Origin of the sequence: Psychromonas saccharinae, from assembly GCF_051201515.1 — a bacterium.
Classification (GTDB): Bacteria; Pseudomonadota; Gammaproteobacteria; order Enterobacterales; family Psychromonadaceae; genus Psychromonas.
This window is the reverse complement of the sequence record NZ_CP195153.1, coordinates 3862463-3882911: the sequence shown is the minus strand read 5'-3', so window position 1 is coordinate 3882911 and position 20449 is coordinate 3862463. Positions and strand designations below refer to the sequence as shown.

Genomic DNA, 20449 nt, shown 5'->3' with positions numbered 1-20449 from the left:
CCGACGTTATGTCGGTTTTTTTAGCTTTAAATTAAAGGTTGGTAGTTTGAACTACAGAGCTTTAATTTTTGCAGCAAGACGGCTTTTCTTACGAGCAGCTGTATTTTTGCTGATTAAGCCTTTAGTTGCGTAGCTGTCCATTACTGATTGTAGTTTAACAAATTCAGCTGTAGCAACTTCTTTTTCTGCAGCTTCGATTGCAACAACAACTTTCTTGATGAAAGTACGCATCATTGTACGACGGCTTGCATTATGTTTACGGCGTTTTTCAGATTGAATCGCACGTTTTTTAGCAGACTTGATATTAGCCAAGACCTTAACTCCTAAATTCTGTATAACAAGGGATAATCAAAGGTCGAGGAATATGCCTTGTAACACGTATATTGTCAAATGGTTTCTTTTTAACCGCTGAAAAAATGTTGTGAAACCTATCAGATGATTAAAACTGCGCGCATTTTATACCAAAATGACCTCGATATGCAAATCGATCCTGTTTAAAGTCGTGTTAATTTCTCTAAATTAGTAAAAAAGTGGTCAGCGAAGTAAATTATGGGGCAAATTCACATTTTGTATTTGTTTTCAGAGGCGATATTTAGTTGTGACTTGGTATTTTAAAACAACGAGTGGGCTGAAGTCCTATGTCCGGTGAGTTGATTGGAACTAGGTGTTTTAGGCTGTTTTCGGATCCAGGACAGTAGCTCTGTGGCTTTATGTGTCGTGGTTTCGATTTATATTTGAAAACTATTTACAAGATTAAAGCATATTGTTGCAGCTAGCTTCATCTCACTAACAAGGTTAAACTACGCCAATTATTTTATCGATGACTATTTGTTAGGGATTCATTTGTGAGCAAAAAATTATTGCGATCTGGACTTATTGTGAGTTCAATGACGCTTATTTCCCGTGTGCTTGGTTTGGTTCGTGATATTGTGATTGCCCATTTAATGGGAGCTGGTGCAGCGGCGGATCTATTTTTCTTTGCCAATAAAATTCCTAATTTCTTACGTCGCCTTTTTGCTGAAGGTGCTTTTGCCCAAGCCTTTGTTCCTGTTTTAACTGAATATGAGAAAACTAAACCGGGCTCAGAAGTAAAAGCATTAATCGCAGCTGTATCTGGAACACTTGGTACAATTGTGACTGTGATTACTATTTTGGGCGTATTGGGTTCTTCTGTTATTACTGCATTATTTGGGTTTGGCTGGTTTTTACAATGGTGGAATGGTAGCGAAGAAGCTTATAAATTCGTTTTGGCTTCATCGTTATTAAAAATTACGTTTCCTTATCTTTGGTTTATTACCTTTACCGCGCTTTCCGGAGCCATCTTAAATACATTGGGTAAATTCGCGGTTGCAGCCTTCACACCTGTTTTCCTTAATATCGCGATTATTAGTTGTGCCGTTTTTGTTTCTCCACATTTGCAACAACCTGAAATCGGACTCGCTATTGGTGTCTTTATTGGTGGGATGATTCAGTTTCTATTTCAAATTCCTTTCTTACGTAAAGAAAAATTATTGGTCAAGCCCACTTGGAGTTGGTCTCATCCGGGAGTTGTTCGCATTCGGACTTTGATGATTCCTGCATTATTTGGTGTCTCTGTCAGTCAAATTAATCTTTTGTTGGATACGTTTATAGCAAGTTTTTTACAAACGGGCTCGATCAGTTGGTTATATTATTCAGATAGATTGTTAGAGTTCCCGCTTGGGCTGTTTGGTATTGCAATTGCCACGGTTATTTTGCCTAGTTTATCGTCATCTCATATCAGTAAAGAAAATAATGATTTCTCAAAAACCTTGGATTGGGGGATTCGGATGGTCTGTTTTCTTGGTTTCCCTGCGATGCTAGCCTTAATTGTACTTGCTGAGCCCATGCTACGCGTTTTGTTTATGCGTGGGGAATTTGATGTTCAAGATGTTTCCATGGCTTCTATGAGTTTATGGGCCTACGGCAGCGGCTTATTGAGTTTTATGTTAGTGAAGGTGCTGGCACCTGGATATTATTCTCGTCAAGATACTAAAACACCGGTTAAATATGGCATTATTGCGATGCTAAGCAATATGGTTTTAAATATTATTTTTGCGATTCCCTATGGTTATGTAGGGTTAGCGATTGCAACGGCTATTTCTGCAACATTAAATGCGAGTTTGTTGTTTTGGGGATTACGTGCCGGTGGCGTATTTAAAATACAAAAAAATAGTTTTTCAGTCTTAGCGCGGATTATTATTGCATCGGTCATTATGGCTATTGTATTAGTTTTTTATAGTCCCTCTTTAATTACTTGGGGCGAACTTTCTTTATTTGCAGCAGCGACTAAATTAGCTATTTTAATTGTCGGTGGGGCGAGTATTTATTTTGTTGCATTGTTTGTCTTAGGATTACGTGTGCATCATTTTAAAGTTTCATCGAATAATGGTTAAAATGAAAGCTGATTAGTTGCTCACTCTGTTATATAATCTTTGGCTTTTCAGCGCTTAACTGACTGAATTAACTCTATCATGTTATTTTTGTTGTGTTTCGAACGAGAATTTGAGCATGATAAGTAAAAACGTAACTAATGTGTTCTTATAATGTGTAATGAAAAAATAGATAAATAACATGGAATTATTACGTGGTCTTCATAATTTAAAGCCAGAGCACCGAGGTTGTGTACTGAGTATTGGCAATTTTGATGGTGTCCATCTTGGGCATGGGGCAGTACTGTCACGTTTATTAGTTGAGGCGCAGCGATTACAATTGCCTTCAACTGTGTTAACTTTTGAGCCTCAGCCCGAAGAGTTATTTGCAGGTGATAATTCGCCCGCTAGATTAAGTCGTTTGCGTGATAAATTTGTGCAGCTTGAAAAACTAGGGTTAGCGCGTTTGTTATGTGTATCTTTTACGCATAAATTTGCCAACCTAAGTGCGCAGGAATTCATAGAAGAATTGCTGATTAAGCAGCTTGGTGTGAAATTTTTAGTCATAGGCGATGATTTTCATTTTGGTTATCAGCGTAAAGGTGATTTTAAACTGCTCCAAAAAGCTGGTGAGCAATACGGTTTTGAAGTGATTGATACGCAAAGTTTGTTGCACGGCCAACGCCGCATTAGTAGTACGAGTATTCGTGATTCCCTTGCCAATGGTGATTTACAACAAGCGGCAGAAGAATTAGGCCGAAAATACAGTATTACTGGACGTGTTGGACATGGTCGAGAGTTAGGACGAACGATTGGCGTTCCCACGGCTAATTTATTATTGAAGCGTCGTGTATCACCGGTTGGTGGTGTGTTTGTTGTCTCGATATTGGGTGTTGATGATAAAACCTATCAGGGCATTGCAAATATTGGTAAAAGACCAACGGTACAGGGAATTCGTCAACAGTTAGAGGTTCACCTATTTGATTTTAAAGGTGATTTGTACGGTAAGCAATTAGAAGTCGTATTAGAGAAAAAGCTACGTGATGAAGTGCGCTATTCATCATTTGCAGAACTAAAAGTTCAAATTGAAAAAGATATACAACAGGCCAGAGCATGGCATTTGTTAAATAATGAAGCATTGTTAATGGAAAATAAACATGAGTGACTATAAAGATACGTTAAACCTGCCTAAAACAGGGTTCCCGATGCGAGCAAACCTTGCAAATCGTGAGCCTAATATGTTGAAAAACTGGTACAGTAAAGATCTTTACCAAAAGATCCGTACTGCCAAGAAAGGTAAAAAAACATTCATTTTGCATGATGGTCCTCCCTATGCGAATGGTGATATTCATATCGGTCACTCGGTAAATAAAATTTTAAAAGACGTTATTATTAAATCAAAAACACTCTCTGATTTTGATGCGCCTTATATTCCTGGTTGGGACTGTCACGGTTTACCTATCGAATTAAAAGTAGAACAAAAGCATGGTAAACCAGGGAAAAAACTAACCCCTGCAGAGTTTCGTGTTAAATGTCGTGAATATGCCGCACGCCAAGTGGATGGACAGCGTAAAGACTTTAAACGTCTCGGTGTGTTAGGTGAATGGGATAATCCTTATCTAACGATGAATTTTGATACTGAAGCGAATATTGTTCGTGCATTAGCAAAAATCATTGAAAATGGTCACTTACATAAGGGATCTAAACCGGTTCATTGGTGTACCGATTGTGGTAGTGCACTTGCTGAAGCGGAAGTCGAATACGAAGATAAAAAATCGCCTGCGATTGATGTTGCTTTCACCGCAGTAAATAATGATGAAGTACTGGGTTGTTTTGAAGCGACTGGTGATGATTTAGGTCATGGTGATTTAGCCGTTGTTATCTGGACAACAACACCTTGGACATTACCTGCTAACCGTGCGGTTGCATTGGCTGATAAAGTCGATTATTCACTGGTGCAAGCGGGTGAACGACGTCTTATCTTAGCCAGTGTTTTGGTTGATGAGTGTATGGCCCGCTACGAGATTGAAGATTTTAAAACCTTGGCAGTGTGTAAAGGTGGCGATCTTGAGCTGAAATTATTTAATCATCCTTTCTTAGACCTACAAGTGCCTGCCATTGTTGCTGATCATGTCACCATTGAATCGGGTACAGGTTGTGTACACACTGCACCTGGTCACGGTCAAGACGATTACAGTGTGGGCTTACGTTACGGTCTAGAAGTCGCTAATCCAGTTGGCGATAACGGTGTATTCCGTGAAGACACTGAGTTTTTTGCTGGTTTACACGTTTTCAAAGCAAATGATCGCGTTGTTGAAGTATTAACAGAAAAAGATGCATTGTTATGTCATAAACCATTAATGCACAGCTACCCGCATTGTTGGCGACATAAAACACCTATTATCTTCCGTGCAACACCACAATGGTTTATTGCCATGGATTTAAAAGGCCTTCGTGATAATGCGCTCGGTGAAATTAAAAAAGTTGAATGGATTCCAAGTTGGGGACAAAATCGTATCGAAAAAATGATCGAAAACCGTCCAGACTGGTGTATTTCTCGTCAACGTACTTGGGGAGTACCTATTACGTTATTCGTTAATAAAGAAACCGATGAATTACACCCAAACAGTGTTGCAATGATGGAAACCGTTGCTCAGAAAATTGAAAAAGTAGGTATTCAGGCTTGGTGGGATTTAGAAGCTGAAGAACTATTGGGAAATGATGCGGATGAATACCGTAAAGTAACCGATACACTTGATGTTTGGTTTGACTCTGGAACAACGCATTCTGCTGTCGTTGGCGTACGTAACGAATATACGCAAGAAAATGGTGAACAAGCTGAAGTTGATATGTACCTTGAAGGTTCAGATCAGCATCGAGGTTGGTTCCAATCTTCATTAATGACGAGCATGGCAATTAATGATAAAGCCCCGTACAAAGAAGTCTTAACACACGGTTTTGTGGTTGATGGCCAAGGCAAAAAAATGTCTAAGTCATTGGGCAATGTAATGTCTCCACAAACAGTAATGAATAATTTGGGTGCAGATATCCTACGTTTATGGGTGGCTTCAACGGATTATACGGGTGAAATTACCGTTTCCGATGAAATATTAAATCGTAGTGCCGATAGCTATCGTCGTATTCGTAATACTTCTCGTTTCCTATTAGCGAATCTAAATGGATTTGAGCCAGCAACAGATATGGTTGCGAGTGAAGATATGGTTGCATTAGATCGCTGGATCGTTGCACAAACATTAACGCTACAAAATGAAGTCATTGAAGCTTACAACAGCTATAGCTTGCATGTCGTTTACCAAAAACTTATGCATTTTTGTTCTATCGAGTTGGGTAGTTTCTACCTTGATATTATCAAAGATCGTCAATACACCGCAAAATCCGATAGTAATGCGCGTCGTAGTTGTCAAACTGCATTATTCCATATTGCAGAATCATTAGTACGCTTGATGGCGCCAATTCTAAGCTTCACTGCAGATGAAATTTGGGGCCGTATGCCTGGCGAACGTGATGAGTTTGTATTTACTGGTGTTTGGTATGAAGGGTTATTTGGATTATCTGAGCAAGAAACCGTAGACAATGCTTCATGGACTCAAATTCTATCTGTACGTGCTGAAGTGAATAAATCACTAGAGATTGCTCGAAAAGAAAATGTAATTGGTGGTGGTTTAGAAGCTGAAGTAACACTGTACGCATCCGATGAGCTAACAACATTATTAAGTTTATTAGATGATGAATTACGCTTTGTGTTGATTACATCGAAAGCTGATGTAAAACCATTATCTGAAGCACCTAGCGATGCAACTAATACCGAAATTGACGGTCTATCCGTTGTGGTAACTAAAAGTGCTGCGGAAAAATGTTCTCGTTGTTGGCACCATCATGAAACCGTAGGTAAAAGCGAAGCGCACCCAGAGTTGTGTGGGCGTTGTATTACCAATATTGATGGTGAAGGCGAACAACGTAAATTTGCGTAGTTTGTATTATTCAAAAAGCTACATACCGAATAAGGTGTGATAGCTGTAATGTATTAATCAAAGCAGACATATTGATTTTGGTTTGAATTTATACGGAGCTAACGCCTTAATATTGTTAAGGCGTTTTTTTTAGGAGATAAAAATGACAGATATAAGTACACGTACTGGTTTACGCTGGTTATGGCTTTCTGTGGTTGTTTTTATAGTTGATCAGTTAACTAAATATTGGACAGTACAATCATTAGATTTATATGAATCTTATCGTGTACTTTCTTTTTTTAATTTTACCTATGCACGTAATTACGGTGCTGCATTTAGCTTTTTAGATGATGCGGGCGGCTGGCAAAAATATCTGTTTTCAGTGATTGCTTTTGGTGTTTCGGCTTATTTAATTTACTCATTAAAGCAGAATAAAATAACTCAACGGTGGAGTAATATTGCATTTTCACTGGTACTAGCAGGTGCACTTGGTAATGTATTTGATCGTATCGTATTTGGTTATGTGGTTGATTTTCTCGATTTTGATTTAGGTTTCTATCGTTGGCCTACGTTTAATATTGCAGATGTCGCTATCTTTATTGGTGCTGCAATGATTATTTTAGAATCATTTTTTGCTTCATCAGATAAAAAAGATGAACAAAGCGCCGAACAAAAATAACGGATAATAAAGGTTACTTATGCAAATTATTTTAGCTAATCCACGTGGTTTTTGTGCTGGTGTACACCGTGCAATTTCTATTGTTGAAAGTGCGTTAGATATGTTTACACCACCGATTTATGTGCGTCATGAAGTTGTACATAATCGTTATGTCGTCGACAAATTAAAAAAACGTGGTGCAATTTTTGTCGAAGAGTTAGACGAGGTGCCCGACGACAATATTGTTATTTTCAGTGCACATGGTGTGTCTCAAGCGGTAAGAGAAGAAGCCAAAAGTCGTAAGCTTAAAGTGTTTGATGCAACTTGTCCTTTAGTGACAAAAGTTCATATGGAAGTCACGCGTGCTAGCCGTCGTGGTGAAGAAAGTATATTAATTGGTCATGAAGGGCACCCTGAAGTCATTGGCACCATGGGGCAATATAGTAATGTTGACGGTGGAATTTATCTTGTTGAATCGCCGGAAGATGTCGCTAAGTTAAAAGTAAATAATCCCAAAAATTTATCTTACAGTTCACAGACAACTTTGTCCGTGGACGATACTGCTAATATTATTGATACATTACGCGAGAAATTTCCAGATATTAATGGGCCTCGTAAGGATGATATTTGTTACGCTACTCAAAACCGTCAGGATGCAGTAAAGGATCTTGCTTTAAAGGCAGAGGTGGTTTTGGTTGTTGGATCGCCAAATTCTTCAAATTCTAACCGCCTTAGAGAAAAAGCGAGCAATGTAGGGTCAACGGCTTATCTTATTGATAGCGAAGCGGATATCAATCCAGATTGGTTTAACAATGTGAATGTTGTTGGTGTGACTGCGGGCGCATCTGCACCTGAAGTTTTGGTCGAAGCTGTAGTGGCGAAGTTACAAGACTTAGGCGGTACATTAGTAGTAGAAAATCCCGGTGTTCAAGAAGATACATTTTTTGAGCTACCTGCTGAATTACGTATTAAACAGATTGATTAATACTTTTAAGCTCACAGTAGCTTAGTATTTATTAGTGTAATATTATTTTAATATTTTGTATGGGGATATTTATACTAATCGTAATAATTAGTTGATCTATTTTGCTGGTTAAAATAGTTTATTTCTTTGTTGAAAGTTTTGTTAAGGGAACAACCATTTACATCAACTTTCGCCTCAAACTAAACCATTTTTCCAGCGCAAAATTTAGATCACATATTTAATACAATTGGTATTATTTGCAGTCAATGATATACCCATTATTTTTTCAAACACAATAGAAAGAGATCGCGATGAAAAAAATCGAAGCTATTATCAAACCTTTTAAATTGGACGACGTTCGTGAAGCCTTAGGTGATATCGATATTACAGGTATGACTGTATCTGAAGTGAAAGGGTTTGGCCGTCAAAAGGGTCACACGGAGTTATATCGTGGGGCTGAATATATGGTTGATTTTCTGCCTAAAGTGAAAATAGAGCTTGTGATAAGAAAAGAAGATGTTGAGCGTTGTATTGAAGCGATTATGAATACCGCACAAACAGGAAAAATTGGTGATGGTAAGATTTTTGTAACACCCGTTGAACGTGTTATTCGTATTCGTACCGGTGAGGAAAACCAAGAAGCGATTTAATCGTCAATTCGGTTTTGATTACAACTAAAAAAGGATAGCTAGGCTATCCTTTTTAACATTCAATCAATATTAGTTAACTAAATTATTCTCGGGATAATTTAATTTTAATACCGCTAATGCATTATCTTTGGGTTGCTCTAGTCCTAATTTATCGTAAGCATCAATCATAATTTCTAAAGCTTGTTCAGTCGATGCTGTATCGGGGTAGTTATTTAATACTATTTTAGCGCGATTGATTGCAGCAATAAAAGCTTCACGTTCGATATACCACTCCGCAATTGCAATTTCATAACGTGCTAATTTATTTTTAATAAAGACCATTCGCTGCCATGCATCAGCTGCGTATTGGCTGTCTTTGTAATTAGTGATTAGTCGGTTAAAGTCTTTAAATGCCTGCAGTGCATACCCAGGATCGCGGTTGTAACGATCTATCCCGAAAAGCGTTTGGAAGAAATGTTTGTCAGCTTCCATATTGGTTAAGCCGCGAATATAGTAAAGATAATCGAGATCTTGATGGGTTGGGTTAAGGCGGATAAAACGATCAATATTGGCTAAAGCTAAGGCGGTTTCATCTAATTTATAATAAGTATAAATTAGATCCATTTGAACTTGTTCTGAATGCTCTCCAAATGGGTAGCGATTATCTAATGCTTCCAGTACGTCTTTCGCTTTTTCAAAACTGGCTGACTGTAATAATTTTTGTGCATCTTGGTATAGTTCAACCGGCGGTTTATTCTCTACTTTTGGTTTTTCTGTATGCGATGAACAACCTGCCGTAATTAGGGCAATGCAAAGAGAGGTTGTGATTAGTCTGAGGATCTTTTTCATAAGTGTTATAATGCCATCCAAATAAAAGGCACAGTATCTTCTATCGACTTAAAAAAGAAAAGTTAAATAAGCTAAAAAAGATGAAATGTGCCAAGATTACTGTATAAACTGTGAATTTTATACCTAAACTACATGATCACGAGAAAGAGAACAATATATGAGTCAACAATTACACCTAAATGCGGAAGTTACTGACCAGCAATTAGGATTTCGTTTAGATCAGGCGCTTGCCTCGCTATTTTCAGATTACTCGCGTTCGCGCATTAAAGAGTGGATCCTAGCAGACATGGTAAAAGTTGATGGTCAACTGGTTAATAAACCTCGTGAAAAAGTCTACACAGGGCAAATACTCGAAGTCAGTGCTGTATTAGAAGACGAAGTAGTATTTAAACCACAGGATATTAAATTAGATATTGTTTTTGAAGATGACCATATTTTAGTGATTAATAAACCCGCTGGATTAGTGGTACACCCTGGCGCTGGAAATCCCGATGGGACGGTGTTAAATGCATTATTGCATCATTACCCTGATATTGTTGAAGTACCTCGTGCAGGGATTGTCCACCGTTTAGATAAAGATACCACGGGCTTGATGGTAGTGGCTAAAACCGTACCAGCACAAACACACCTTGTAACTAGCTTGCAAGCGCATGAATTTACGCGTGAATATGAAGCCGTCGCGATGGGATGTTTTACCGCTGGTGGACGTGTTGAAGCAGCGATTGGTCGTGATCGTGTTAATCGCGTTAAAATGGCTGTTGCTACCACAGGCGGAGGCAAACATGCGGTAACACATTATCGTGTTGCTGAAAAATATCGTGCCCATACGCGTTTACGTTTGCGCCTTGAAACGGGCCGAACTCACCAAATTCGTGTTCATATGGCACATATTGGTCATGTTCTTGTAGGCGATCCCGTCTATGGCGGTCGCCCTCGTCCTCCTAAAGGTGCGGGTGAAAAGCTTATTACGACACTACGTGAATTTAAGCGTCAGGCGTTACATGCAACCATGCTGCGCCTTCCACATCCAATTACAGGTGAGGTGATGGAATGGCATGCACCTGTGCCCGAGGATATGGCTAAACTGGAACAAGTTCTACGCGATGATGCGGTTTTCTTTGAGCGTTAATAATGATGAGCGATTTAAACTTTATCTCCGTTAATTGGTCTGCTCCTAAACATGTTCACGCTATTTCGACAACTCGTCGAGGTGGCTATAGCACCGGCATATTCCAAGGGTTAAATTTAGGCGCTCATGTTCAAGATGATCCATTATTGGTCGATAAAAATCGTCAGCTTCTGAGCGAATCACTATCATTAAATGACGCCTTATGCTGGTTAAATCAAACCCATAGCAGCATTTTGCTCAAAATTGATAGTGATACACAAAGTGGTCTGGAAGCCGATGCGGCATGGACCACACTTAATCAACAGCCTTGTATTGTGATGACAGCAGATTGTTTACCCGTGTTAGTCACTGATAAGCAGGGGCGTTTTGTTAGCGCTATTCATGCTGGATGGCGGGGTTTATGTGATGGCATCATTGAACAGTCTATTGATTCCATCTGTACTGAATTTGGGATACTTTCGACCGAATTACTGGTTTGGTTGGGGCCTTGTATTGGTAAAACAGCCTTTGAGGTTGGCCCAGAAATACGTGCTGAATTTATGGCGCATGATGACAAGGCAAAATTGGCTTTTACCGAGCATAACGATCGCTATCTTGCTGATTTACAACAACTAGCTAAATTGCGTTTAGCTCCATTGAATGTTGCAGAAATAAGCGTTAGCGAGCATTGTACCTTTAATGAAGCCGATGATTTTTATTCCTATCGACGAGATGGAAAAACAGGACGCATGGCGACTTTGATTTGGATTGATAGTGCAGCTGTCAGTTATTAGCTTTCAGTTATCGGTTAAACCTCTTGCTTTCATCTTTTCGCGCAATATTATTTTTCATTATTTCTTTTAGACCATCGATTTAACTTCAAAAGGATAGCAGTGATTTTTGCAGCTAGAAGCTCGCCACTTCTTGTATTGAGCGCTGATAGCTAAAAATAGACGGTTATTTAAACATATTTAATCAATTTTCCTTGAAATTCCCTAATAAACCTCCATTTATATAGTACAAGAGTTTTTGGAGATTAAAGCAATGCGTATAGATAAATTAACGAGTAAATTTCAATTAGCACTCTCCGATGCGCAGTCAATGGCATTGGGACGTGATAACCAATATATCGAACCTATTCACTTGATGTTGGCGTTATTAAACCAAGATGGTGGCTCAATTCGACCTATTCTGGCGGATCTCGAAATTGATATTAATAAGCTTCGTTCGCAACTTTCTACCGAATTAGATCGCATTCCAAAAGTGACCGGTATTGGCGGAGATGTTCAAATTTCAAGTCAATTGGGAATCTTATTTAACCTCTGCGATAAATATGCGCAAAAATCAAAAGATAAGTTTATCTCTTCTGAGTTATTTCTATTAGCGGCCTGTGAAGATAAAGGCGCGCTTGGTGGAATATTAAAACAGCTGGGATTGAATCATCAAAAAGTGAATGCATCCATTGAAAAAATTCGTGATGGACAAAAAGTTGAGGATGCTAACGAAGATGGTCAAGAACAGGCATTAGCAAAATTCACAATCGATTTAACAGAGCGTGCTGAACAAGGGAAACTTGATCCGGTTATTGGTCGTGATGATGAAGTACGTCGTATGGTGCAGGTGTTACAACGTCGTACCAAAAATAATCCGGTTATTATTGGTGAACCCGGTGTAGGTAAAACCGCGATTGTAGAAGGGTTAGCACAGCGTATTATTAATGGTGAAGTACCAGAGGGGCTTAAAAATAAACGTGTTTTATCCTTAGACATGGGCTCATTAGTGGCAGGCGCAAAATACCGTGGGGAATTTGAAGAGCGTTTAAAATCAGTGTTATCTGAATTGGCTAAAGAAGAAGGTCAGGTTATTCTCTTTATCGACGAGCTTCATACGATGGTTGGCGCCGGTAAAGGCGAGGGCGCGATGGATGCGGGGAATATGTTAAAACCAGCCTTGGCGCGTGGTGAATTACATTGTGTAGGGGCGACTACTTTAGATGAGTATCGTCAATACATTGAAAAAGATGCGGCACTTGAGCGTCGTTTCCAAAAAGTATTAGTGGATGAACCAACCGTAGAAGACACCATTGCTATTTTACGTGGCTTAAAAGAGCGTTATGAATTACATCATAATGTTGAAATTACTGATCCTGCGATAGTTGCTGCTGCTACGTTATCACACCGGTATATTTCGGATCGTCAATTGCCCGATAAAGCGATTGATTTGATTGATGAAGCGGCATCCAGTATTCGTTTACAAATGGATTCTAAACCGGAAGAGTTGGATAAACTTGACCGTAAAATAATTCAATTAAAACTGGAACAAAAAGCACTGCAAAATGAGCACGATGAGGGCAGTGTTAAACGTTTGCAAGATATCGAAAGTACCTTATCTGATAACACCGAAAGATACCAAGAGCTTGATGAAATTTGGGAAACTGAAAAAGCAGCTTTGTCTGGTACTCAAAATATTAAAGTTGCCCTTGAACAGGCTCGTTTAGATTTAGATGTCGCGAGTCGTGCTGCTGATTTAACCCGTATGTCTGAATTACAATACGGTAAAATTCCTGAGCTGGAAAAACAACTCGATTTAGCATCTCAAGCTGAAATGCAGGATATGCAATTATTGAAACACTCGGTGACTGAAAATGAAGTAGCAGAGATATTAGCCCATTGGACCGGTATTCCCGTGGCTAAAATGCTCGAAGGTGAACGTGATAAATTACTGCAAATGGAAGAACACTTACATACGCGTGTTATTGGTCAAAATGAAGCTGTGGATGCAATTGCGAATGCTATTCGTCGTAGTCGTGCAGGCTTAAGCGATCCGGACCGTCCAATTGGTTCATTTCTATTTCTGGGACCAACGGGGGTTGGTAAAACAGAATCCTGTAAAGCGCTGGCAAACTTCTTGTTTGATACGGAAGACAATATGATCCGTATTGATATGTCTGAATTTATGGAAAAACATTCCGTGGCGCGTTTAGTGGGCGCTCCTCCCGGATATGTTGGTTACGAAGAAGGGGGGTATTTAACCGAGGCGGTTCGCCGTAAACCCTATTCGGTTATTTTGCTCGATGAAATTGAAAAAGCACATCCGGATATCTTTAATATTTTATTACAAGTATTAGATGATGGTCGATTAACCGATGGGCATGGTCGTACCGTTGATTTCAGAAATACAGTTATTATTATGACCTCTAATATTGGTTCTGATTTAATTCAAGATGCATTTCCAGAGAGTAGTTATAGTGAGGTTAAAAACAAACTATTAGACGTGTTACAGCATCATTTTAAACCAGAGTTTTTAAATCGTATAGATGAAACCGTCGTCTTCCATCCATTGGGTGAAGCACATATTAAATCAATTGCATCGATACAATTACAGAGCTTGCAACATCGTCTATTACAACGTGATTATCATTTGAACTTTAGTGATAATGCAATCTCGTTATTGGTTGAAGCTGGATTTGATCCTGCATACGGTGCTCGACCATTGAAACGTGCTATCCAACAGGTTTTAGAAAATCCATTAGCACAAAACGTACTTTCTGGTAAATTACAGAAAGGGACGGAGATATTGGTCGATGTGAAAGAAGGAGAAATCATCTTTAAACAGTAACATCAATCAGTAGTATAAAACCGCCGAATAATGGCGGTTTTTTTATTTTTAACGATATGGATTAACTGAGGGGACACTATGCTTGATGCTATTTGTATTTACGATAAAGACAAGCCAATTACCTATTCCGTATTCGAATTTAAAAGGCTACCCGAAGCTGAAATCGATCAATTGCGTTATTCATTAATTTGCCCTGACTGTAAACATAAAGCTTATTTTCGTTGTGCATCAAAAGATGGGCGACAGGCTTGTTTTGGTTCTCGTTATCATGCCCTTGATTGTAAGGAATATAATCCATCAGCAAGTAAAAAAGAAGAAGAAAAGCAGGTGGCAGAGGTCGAAGAGATGGTTATTTCTGCTGATTCAATGGTGATTGATTTTACGCTTGCCGATAAAAATAAACAGCCCAAATCAACTGATCATAACGCTATTGTAAAAGAGAAGGTTATATCGGAAAAAACAGTTGATAATCCTCCGGCCGTTATTAAAGCTAAGGATGAAGCCAAAGTGAGCAAACAAGGGTTAGCAAAACTACTAACAAGTTTGTTACGTGGTAGCTCGTTAGCGACATCTGACTTATTGATCTACACCAGTGAAAAACATAAATGGCGAGCTAAGAAATTATTTGTCAATATAGCCGATGCACACCCTACGGATAATGGTGGACCTAGATTGTACTGGGGAACCATTTCCCATGCCGATAAAACCTTAAATTGGTTAAATCCGGCTGAAGATCGTCATGTGGGGCTACCGATTAAGCAATATCGCGATGCATTTTTAAGGCGTTTTTCAATCGAAAGTCGTGATGAAGTTGAAGGCGCTGGTTTTATATTGTTTGGAAAATGTATTTTAAGCCGTGATAAAAAACGCAGGTATATTCAGTTGTGGGGTAATGACCTGCAATATTTTTATCTTTCAAAAGTGGAATGATGGTTCGCTATCTCCATTTCTAATTGTTCAAGTTGCTGCTTGCCCTTAGGGGTTGAAAAGGGTTTTAACATGGCCGTTAATTGTCTCATTCCTTGGCGAATAATTGTTTCGGTAATATCCGAGTTTAAAGCGATAGATGATTGATAACTTAGCCAACAAGAAATGATCATATGCAAAGACGTAATTACAGTATTGAGTTCTTGTTGTTCAATAACAATGAGTTTTCGCTCAATAAAGGTATTAAAAATTAACCGCAGATTACGTTTAGTTTTTTGCTGAACCTCTATATAGCTACATTGTAGTTGTGGATCCTGTTGCAATATTTGTGGGAGATTGGCATAGAAAAAACGGTATTTCCACATCAAATTAAAGATTGAATCAAGGTAACCCTTAAACATAGCTACGCTTTCTAATTGGTTGTCGATAGGTGAGAATTGGGTTAATAATTCGTCGGCGTAGAGATGAAAAATATGCGTAATAATCTCTTGTTTATTTCGAAAGTGATAATATAAATTTCCTGGACTGATATTGAGATGATTAGCAATATGGTTGGTACTGATATTGCGCTCTCCCTGTTCATTAAACAGCTGTAATGCTGTCTGCACAATTTTATCACTCGTCTTCATTTTCTTTCCTAAATAAATTGGGATTGTTTTCTGCGGTATAAAATAAAAGCGATTATTCCCCAAATTAAGACCTGTAACCAGAGTAATTGCCATTGTGTTGTAATTTGCGAAAAGCCAGCCCCCATCTGATTGATAGATAAAAAACTTTGAATCGCGGGTGTGCAGGGGAATAGATTGGTTAGCCATATAAGGGGAAGTGGCACGCTTTCTAAGGGCCAAATAAAACCGGCACTAAACACTAAGGGCATAGAGCTAAATAATACAAAAACCGTCACCCATTCCTTTCTAGGCATTAATACACCCAAACAAATACCAATAAAGCTGCTTGTTAATAAAAAGGGAGCAAGTAGCGCAATGAGTATTAAAGGGGAGGCCAATTTATTAATTCCATAGAAGTCGAAACTAAAACCAAAATAATAACCGGACATTAAATAATAAATCGAAACAAAGATAAGTGTTCTTGTTGCTAATATTTTAAAGGTGGATTGTTGTACCCAATAGCCAAATTCTGATTTTTCAGAGCAGCCCATTAATCCGAGTCCGATAATTAATGTCTGCTGTAAAATAAGCACAAATACTGCTGGTACAACGTAATTAATATAACCAATAGTTGGATTAAAAGTAGGTTTTAAGTTTACTTTTACCTGTGAGTATTGCTGTTGTGCTTGTGATAAGGGAACGCCATTACTCAACAATTGTGTGACTTTTGCTTTTGCAGCTAATGTCCCGCCTGCCTGTGAAAGTCCTTCGGCAATTGTGCCATAAACTAAAAAGTAGGATGCATCTCCCGCATAACTGAGTGTGGGGCTTTTACCCAATAAAAGATCTCGATAGAAATTTGTGGGGATCACCAAAATACCCCGCACTTGGCCAGTAAAGAATTGTTGTTTTGCTTGTTCAATTGAATTGGCATGGGTTACGATTTTTACCTGAGGAGTTGCATCGACCATACGTTCTAATTGATAACTTGTAAGGCTTTTATCTAAATTAACGACGGTAATGGATTGTTCCTGTGGCGTTTGTTGAGAGTAGGGCAATGGATAAAGAAACGAGTAAAAGATGACCCCACCAAAGACCGTTAATATAATGGCTGGATTAGTAAAAATGGCATGAAGCTCGACTTTGATGAGTTTAAATAGTGTCATTATTTACCTGCATTTTGTTGCCTTGTTTCTTAGAAAGAAATACGACTAAACATAAAGGGATAAGATAAAAGTACATTGCAGGCATAAATTGACTGATGGTTGCCCAAGCACTGACACCATAGCTAACTTGACTAATTTGCGCTTCAATATAATGACTAATCGGTAATAAGCTACGCCAAAAACTGGCTAAGTTATCCATATCCGTTGCGGGAAAGGTTACCCCCATAAAAGCGAAACTTGGTGCGGTGTAGGCTGCTGCAAAGCTCATTGCACGAGCAGGATCAAAGCTGAGTAAGAAAAATAGATTCCCCATTATCATGCAGGCAATTGTTGTGATCAGTTGTGCAAAAAGTAAGGGGATAAGCGAGCCGAACATTGGCCACTCTAAGCAATAATAAAACCATAATAAAAAGGCGAACCCTTGCGCTAAAAAAATGGGTAAATAAAAGAGATTGATAGACAATAAATGCGTTAATGGTTTTTCTGCAAAAAGGTTAGTGAGACCATAAATACGGATATTAGTCGTGATCAATAAGATACTTGAAACGACAATTGAGATTTGCCATAAGGCAGGCACAATACCCGACACAAGAAATTGTGCATAGTTACTGTTGCTATTAAATAAAGGTGTGATTTGTGTGCCGATCGTGACTGTTTTAGCTAGGGCATTTTGTATTGTGTTATTACCTTGATTAAGTTGTTTTAATATACCTAATTGTGCATTGAAGGTCGCTAAGACTTGTTGTACTGATTTATTAATAAGCTTACCAACAAGAATATATTGGCTATTATAAAAAACAGATATTTGAGGAGACTTACCTAGGTAGATATCACGGTCAAAGTCTTTAGGAATAACCATATATCCATAGATTTTATTGCCGATAAAATTGTGTTTTGCTGTCCCAATATCGGCTACGGTCTGAATAACACTTAATGATTCCGTTGCGTCTAGTTGGCGTGTTAACTGCCTTGATAAAGTACTGTGCTGTAGGTCTACCACTGCGATAGGTAAATTCTGAGCAATGCCCTGTGAAAAAATCCACCAAATAGTCACGGCGAGCACAATGGGTAACCATGTCAGGCTGGATAAAAGCCATTTATCTGTTTTGAGTATATGCCATTGGGATAATTTACAATCAGACATAGATTACAGCTCAACAACGACGCTCATGCCAACGCGCAAGTTATCTGGTAAATTGATCGGCTTCGCTTCAACTTCAAAGGTTTTTAGATCAAATCCTTGCGATGCATCCGTTGAACGCCAAGTAGCAAAGTCGCCCATGACTGCAATATGAGTCACTTTGAACTCAATACTTTTATCAAGTGCGGGCAAATAGGCTGAAAAGGTATCTCCCTTTTGAAAATACGTAAGTTGATCCTCTCTAACATTAAAGGTGGCCCAAGGATCTTGCATATCGATGACCGTAACGACTGGGAATCCCTGTGGTGCAATTTCACCAGCGTGTAATAGTATTTGTGACACCTCGCCATTAAACCAGCTGGTTATTTTTGTATCCTGTGCATAGGCTTGGACTTCTGCAACTGCACCCTCTGCCATTTTTACTTTTTCCTGGGCAGCGCGTTTGGTTTCAGTTCTCGCACCTTCTTTGGCCATTTCATACATTTCAAAGGCTGCGCTTTGGTTGAATGTTGCCGCTTTCCATTGGGTAAGGGCTTCATCTCTTTTTTGTTCTGCGATAACACCATCTTTGTATAGATTATCAATACGTTGGTAGGTCTTTTCTAGCAGTTGCGCTGCTGTTTTTGCTTTTTGCCATTGATCCTTGGCAGCATTGATTTCCTGTTGACGCGCACCATTATTTGCTTCATCTGCTAATGCGCCTGCCGCTTCTTTATTGGCTTTCGCTTGTTCGAGTTTAGCGTCAATTTCTGGGCTATACAGTGTAAAAATTGAATCGCCTTTTTTGACTAGATCGCCTTTTTCAACCATGACCTGTTCAATACGGCCTGCGACTTTGGAAGAGATACTGTATTGTTGTGCTTCAATTTGACCTTGCAGACGTACTGGTTTCGGTTGATAGGCTTGGTAAAAACTAAAACCGACCCAAACAATAATGACGATAACAATGAGGCTGACAAGTAACGGAGTGATTTTTTTCATGAGTTATCCTCTAATGAATTTGCTTGTAGAGCATTCGATTCATATTGTGAAAAAGTGGACATTTTGTCGCTTAATGCGAGTAATTTATTTAATGCAATAATATAGTTAAAACGCGCAACCTGTTGTTGTGTTTGAATACTGGCTAAAGACAGTTGTGCATCGACTACATCGAGAGAGGTTGCTAGCCCTTGATTAAAAGATTTTTTCCGTAAATTTAAATTTTCTGTAGCTAGTTTTAGACTGGCTTCGAGCCCTTGAGTTTCTTCTATGGCTTGTTGTGCTTGATAATAGGTTTTCTTTACTAGCACGGTAAGGTCTTGAATCGCTTGCTGACGCAAGTGCCGGACTTGCAATACAGCGCTTTGAGCAGCTTGTACCTTACGAGAACGGCCTGTATTTTCCATTAGCGGTATGTTCACGCCAATGCCAACAAACCAATCTGGTGTGAGCTGACTGGCTAAGGAATCATCTTCATAAAGGTTATAGTCGCCATAGAGATAAACTTCTGGGTAGTATTTTCCCTTTTCTGCTTTGATTGAGCTTTTAGCTTGTTTGTCCTTCGCAGTTAAAATATCAAGGCCTGGATAGCTCGCTAAGGTTTGTTCGGTAAAGGCTGAAAGAGGCGGAAGGCTGCGGTTAGTAAAGAGCGTGCTATTAGGGATGACAGGATCTTTTTGATTGAGAATTTCAGTTAATGCTGCAGTGGTTATTTCCACATCACGCTGTGCCTTTTTACGTTCTACAATCGCGTTAGCCAGAGAAGCTTCTGCTTGAAGACGTTCTACTTTCGCTATTTGTCCCTGTTGTTCAAGTTTAATGGCAAAATCACGATGTTGGATTAATCCATCTTCTACGGATTGACGTGTTGTGAGTATTTGTTGAGCCAGAACAACGCTAAAGTAGTATTGGCTGAGGTCGTCAAAGCGCGCTTCGGTTTCCATTTTTAACTGTGCAAGAGCTTCATCGGTACGGCCTTCTGAATAAGATTGTGCTGCGCTGATTCTTCCTCCCGTATAAATTGGCCACAGTGCACGAATCGACGAGTTAAACATATCCTGTTCTGCTGAAGTAGAAGAAATACTGGTTAGGTCGAGTCCCAATTCACTCGATAATGCGGCAAGCGTCGACTGTCCCGTTGAATCTAAACTGTCGTAGATATCTTCTCCTGAAAGGGTGATATCGTCATCAAGGTGTGTGTAGTTTGCACCGAGAGTGATGGTCGGGTAATTAAGGGCGTTATCTGCTTTTTCTAAGTGCTGATAATGTTCAACATTGGCACGTTGTGCGGCAAGGGAGTTGTTTTTATTTTGCAGCAGTTGCCAAGAATCTGAAAAATTGAGTTGTTGTGCACTGACTAAATGGGTCGTTATTAACCCGAAAGCAACGAGCAGTTTTTTATATTTTGGTATTCTGAACATTGCAGTTAACCTTCATAAATA

The 20449-nt window shown here is 39.0% G+C and carries 17 protein-coding genes; 10 read left to right on the top strand and 7 right to left on the bottom strand.

Going from position 1 to position 20449, the window contains the following annotated elements:
* Nucleotides 1-51: 51 nt before the first annotated feature.
* Nucleotides 52-312 (bottom strand): 30S ribosomal protein S20, encoded by a 261-nt coding sequence (gene rpsT, locus ACR30L_RS17390; RefSeq protein WP_435235495.1) that lies wholly within the window; start codon nt 310-312, stop codon nt 52-54.
* A 533-nt stretch (nt 313-845) separates the two neighbouring features.
* Here rpsT and murJ point away from each other — a divergent pair.
* From murJ to ACR30L_RS17360, 6 genes are all read left to right on the top strand, one after another.
* A complete protein-coding gene (gene murJ / locus ACR30L_RS17385) occupies nt 846-2414 on the top strand; it encodes a murein biosynthesis integral membrane protein MurJ (protein ID WP_435235494.1) in 1569 nt (522 codons plus the stop codon).
* A gap of 178 nt (nt 2415-2592) precedes the next feature.
* Entirely contained in the window at nt 2593-3555 is a 963-nt protein-coding gene (gene ribF, locus ACR30L_RS17380) for a bifunctional riboflavin kinase/FAD synthetase (protein ID WP_435235493.1), read from the top strand.
* Nucleotides 3548-6382 (top strand): isoleucine--tRNA ligase, encoded by a 2835-nt coding sequence (gene ileS / locus ACR30L_RS17375; protein ID WP_435235492.1) that lies wholly within the window; start codon nt 3548-3550, stop codon nt 6380-6382. Before ribF ends, ileS begins: the two co-directional genes overlap by 8 nt.
* 142 nt (nt 6383-6524) lie before the next feature.
* Entirely contained in the window at nt 6525-7040 is a 516-nt protein-coding gene (gene lspA, locus ACR30L_RS17370; protein ID WP_435235491.1) for a signal peptidase II, read from the top strand.
* Nucleotides 7041-7059: 19 nt separating this feature from the next.
* A complete protein-coding gene (gene ispH / locus ACR30L_RS17365) occupies nt 7060-8004 on the top strand; it encodes a 4-hydroxy-3-methylbut-2-enyl diphosphate reductase (RefSeq protein WP_435235490.1) in 945 nt (314 codons plus the stop codon).
* Between the two features lie 290 nt (nt 8005-8294).
* Nucleotides 8295-8633 (top strand): P-II family nitrogen regulator, encoded by a 339-nt coding sequence (locus ACR30L_RS17360; protein WP_435235489.1) that lies wholly within the window; start codon nt 8295-8297, stop codon nt 8631-8633.
* A gap of 69 nt (nt 8634-8702) precedes the next feature.
* Here the strand turns inward: ACR30L_RS17360 and ACR30L_RS17355 are convergent, their stop codons facing one another.
* A complete protein-coding gene (locus tag ACR30L_RS17355; protein WP_435235488.1) occupies nt 8703-9461 on the bottom strand; it encodes an outer membrane protein assembly factor BamD in 759 nt (252 codons plus the stop codon).
* A gap of 157 nt (nt 9462-9618) precedes the next feature.
* Between ACR30L_RS17355 and rluD the strand changes: the two genes are divergently transcribed.
* The 4 genes from rluD (at nt 9619) to ACR30L_RS17335 (ending at nt 15117) form a co-directional block, all read left to right on the top strand.
* Nucleotides 9619-10590 carry a 23S rRNA pseudouridine(1911/1915/1917) synthase RluD gene (gene rluD / locus ACR30L_RS17350; protein WP_435235487.1) on the top strand — a complete coding sequence of 324 codons (972 nt, stop codon included), beginning with the start codon at nt 9619-9621 and terminating at the stop codon, nt 10588-10590.
* A gap of 2 nt (nt 10591-10592) precedes the next feature.
* Nucleotides 10593-11363, top strand: coding sequence for a peptidoglycan editing factor PgeF (gene pgeF, locus ACR30L_RS17345; protein ID WP_435235486.1), 771 nt, complete (start codon nt 10593-10595; stop codon nt 11361-11363).
* Between the two features lie 250 nt (nt 11364-11613).
* The gene (clpB, locus tag ACR30L_RS17340; RefSeq protein ID WP_435235485.1) at nt 11614-14187 is read left to right on the top strand and encodes an ATP-dependent chaperone ClpB; all 2574 of its coding nucleotides are present in this window, start codon (nt 11614-11616) and stop codon (nt 14185-14187) included.
* Nucleotides 14188-14265: 78 nt separating this feature from the next.
* A complete protein-coding gene (locus ACR30L_RS17335) occupies nt 14266-15117 on the top strand; it encodes a hypothetical protein (RefSeq protein ID WP_435235484.1) in 852 nt (283 codons plus the stop codon).
* On the opposite strand, the gene ACR30L_RS17330 is transcribed toward ACR30L_RS17335, so the two are convergent.
* Genes ACR30L_RS17330 through ACR30L_RS17310 form a run of 5 tightly spaced genes read right to left on the bottom strand, consistent with a single transcriptional unit; the run spans nt 15096 to nt 20428 of the window.
* A complete protein-coding gene (locus tag ACR30L_RS17330) occupies nt 15096-15743 on the bottom strand; it encodes a TetR/AcrR family transcriptional regulator (protein WP_435235483.1) in 648 nt (215 codons plus the stop codon). The genes ACR30L_RS17335 and ACR30L_RS17330 overlap by 22 nt on opposite strands.
* Before the next feature lie 8 nt (nt 15744-15751).
* Entirely contained in the window at nt 15752-16888 is a 1137-nt protein-coding gene (locus ACR30L_RS17325; RefSeq protein WP_435235482.1) for an ABC transporter permease, read from the bottom strand.
* A complete protein-coding gene (locus ACR30L_RS17320; RefSeq protein WP_435235481.1) occupies nt 16875-18032 on the bottom strand; it encodes an ABC transporter permease in 1158 nt (385 codons plus the stop codon). Before ACR30L_RS17320 ends, ACR30L_RS17325 begins: the two co-directional genes overlap by 14 nt.
* A 3-nt stretch (nt 18033-18035) precedes the next feature.
* Entirely contained in the window at nt 18036-19010 is a 975-nt protein-coding gene (locus ACR30L_RS17315; protein ID WP_435235480.1) for an HlyD family secretion protein, read from the bottom strand.
* Nucleotides 19007-20428 (bottom strand): TolC family protein, encoded by a 1422-nt coding sequence (locus tag ACR30L_RS17310; protein WP_435235479.1) that lies wholly within the window; start codon nt 20426-20428, stop codon nt 19007-19009. Before ACR30L_RS17310 ends, ACR30L_RS17315 begins: the two co-directional genes overlap by 4 nt.
* Between the last annotated feature and the right edge of the window lie 21 nt (nt 20429-20449).

Excerpts from the sequence above, each read along its gene's own strand:
- pgeF (WP_435235486.1), top strand. The coding sequence starts at position 10,593 with ATGATGAGCGATTTAAACTTTATCTCCGTTAATTGGTCTGCTCCTAAA.
- ACR30L_RS17320 (WP_435235481.1), bottom strand. The coding sequence starts at position 18,032 with ATGTCTGATTGTAAATTATCCCAATGGCATATACTCAAAACAGATAAA.
- ACR30L_RS17325 (WP_435235482.1), bottom strand. The coding sequence starts at position 16,888 with ATGACACTATTTAAACTCATCAAAGTCGAGCTTCATGCCATTTTTACT.
- ileS (WP_435235492.1), top strand. The coding sequence starts at position 3,548 with ATGAGTGACTATAAAGATACGTTAAACCTGCCTAAAACAGGGTTCCCG.
- rluD (WP_435235487.1), top strand. The coding sequence starts at position 9,619 with ATGAGTCAACAATTACACCTAAATGCGGAAGTTACTGACCAGCAATTA.
- ACR30L_RS17335 (WP_435235484.1), top strand. The coding sequence starts at position 14,266 with ATGCTTGATGCTATTTGTATTTACGATAAAGACAAGCCAATTACCTAT.
- ACR30L_RS17310 (WP_435235479.1), bottom strand. The coding sequence starts at position 20,428 with ATGTTCAGAATACCAAAATATAAAAAACTGCTCGTTGCTTTCGGGTTA.
- ACR30L_RS17330 (WP_435235483.1), bottom strand. The coding sequence starts at position 15,743 with ATGAAGACGAGTGATAAAATTGTGCAGACAGCATTACAGCTGTTTAAT.
- ACR30L_RS17315 (WP_435235480.1), bottom strand. The coding sequence starts at position 19,010 with ATGAAAAAAATCACTCCGTTACTTGTCAGCCTCATTGTTATCGTCATT.
- ACR30L_RS17360 (WP_435235489.1), top strand. The coding sequence starts at position 8,295 with ATGAAAAAAATCGAAGCTATTATCAAACCTTTTAAATTGGACGACGTT.
- ACR30L_RS17355 (WP_435235488.1), bottom strand. The coding sequence starts at position 9,461 with ATGAAAAAGATCCTCAGACTAATCACAACCTCTCTTTGCATTGCCCTA.
- ribF (WP_435235493.1), top strand. The coding sequence starts at position 2,593 with ATGGAATTATTACGTGGTCTTCATAATTTAAAGCCAGAGCACCGAGGT.
- lspA (WP_435235491.1), top strand. The coding sequence starts at position 6,525 with ATGACAGATATAAGTACACGTACTGGTTTACGCTGGTTATGGCTTTCT.
- clpB (WP_435235485.1), top strand. The coding sequence starts at position 11,614 with ATGCGTATAGATAAATTAACGAGTAAATTTCAATTAGCACTCTCCGAT.
- ispH (WP_435235490.1), top strand. The coding sequence starts at position 7,060 with ATGCAAATTATTTTAGCTAATCCACGTGGTTTTTGTGCTGGTGTACAC.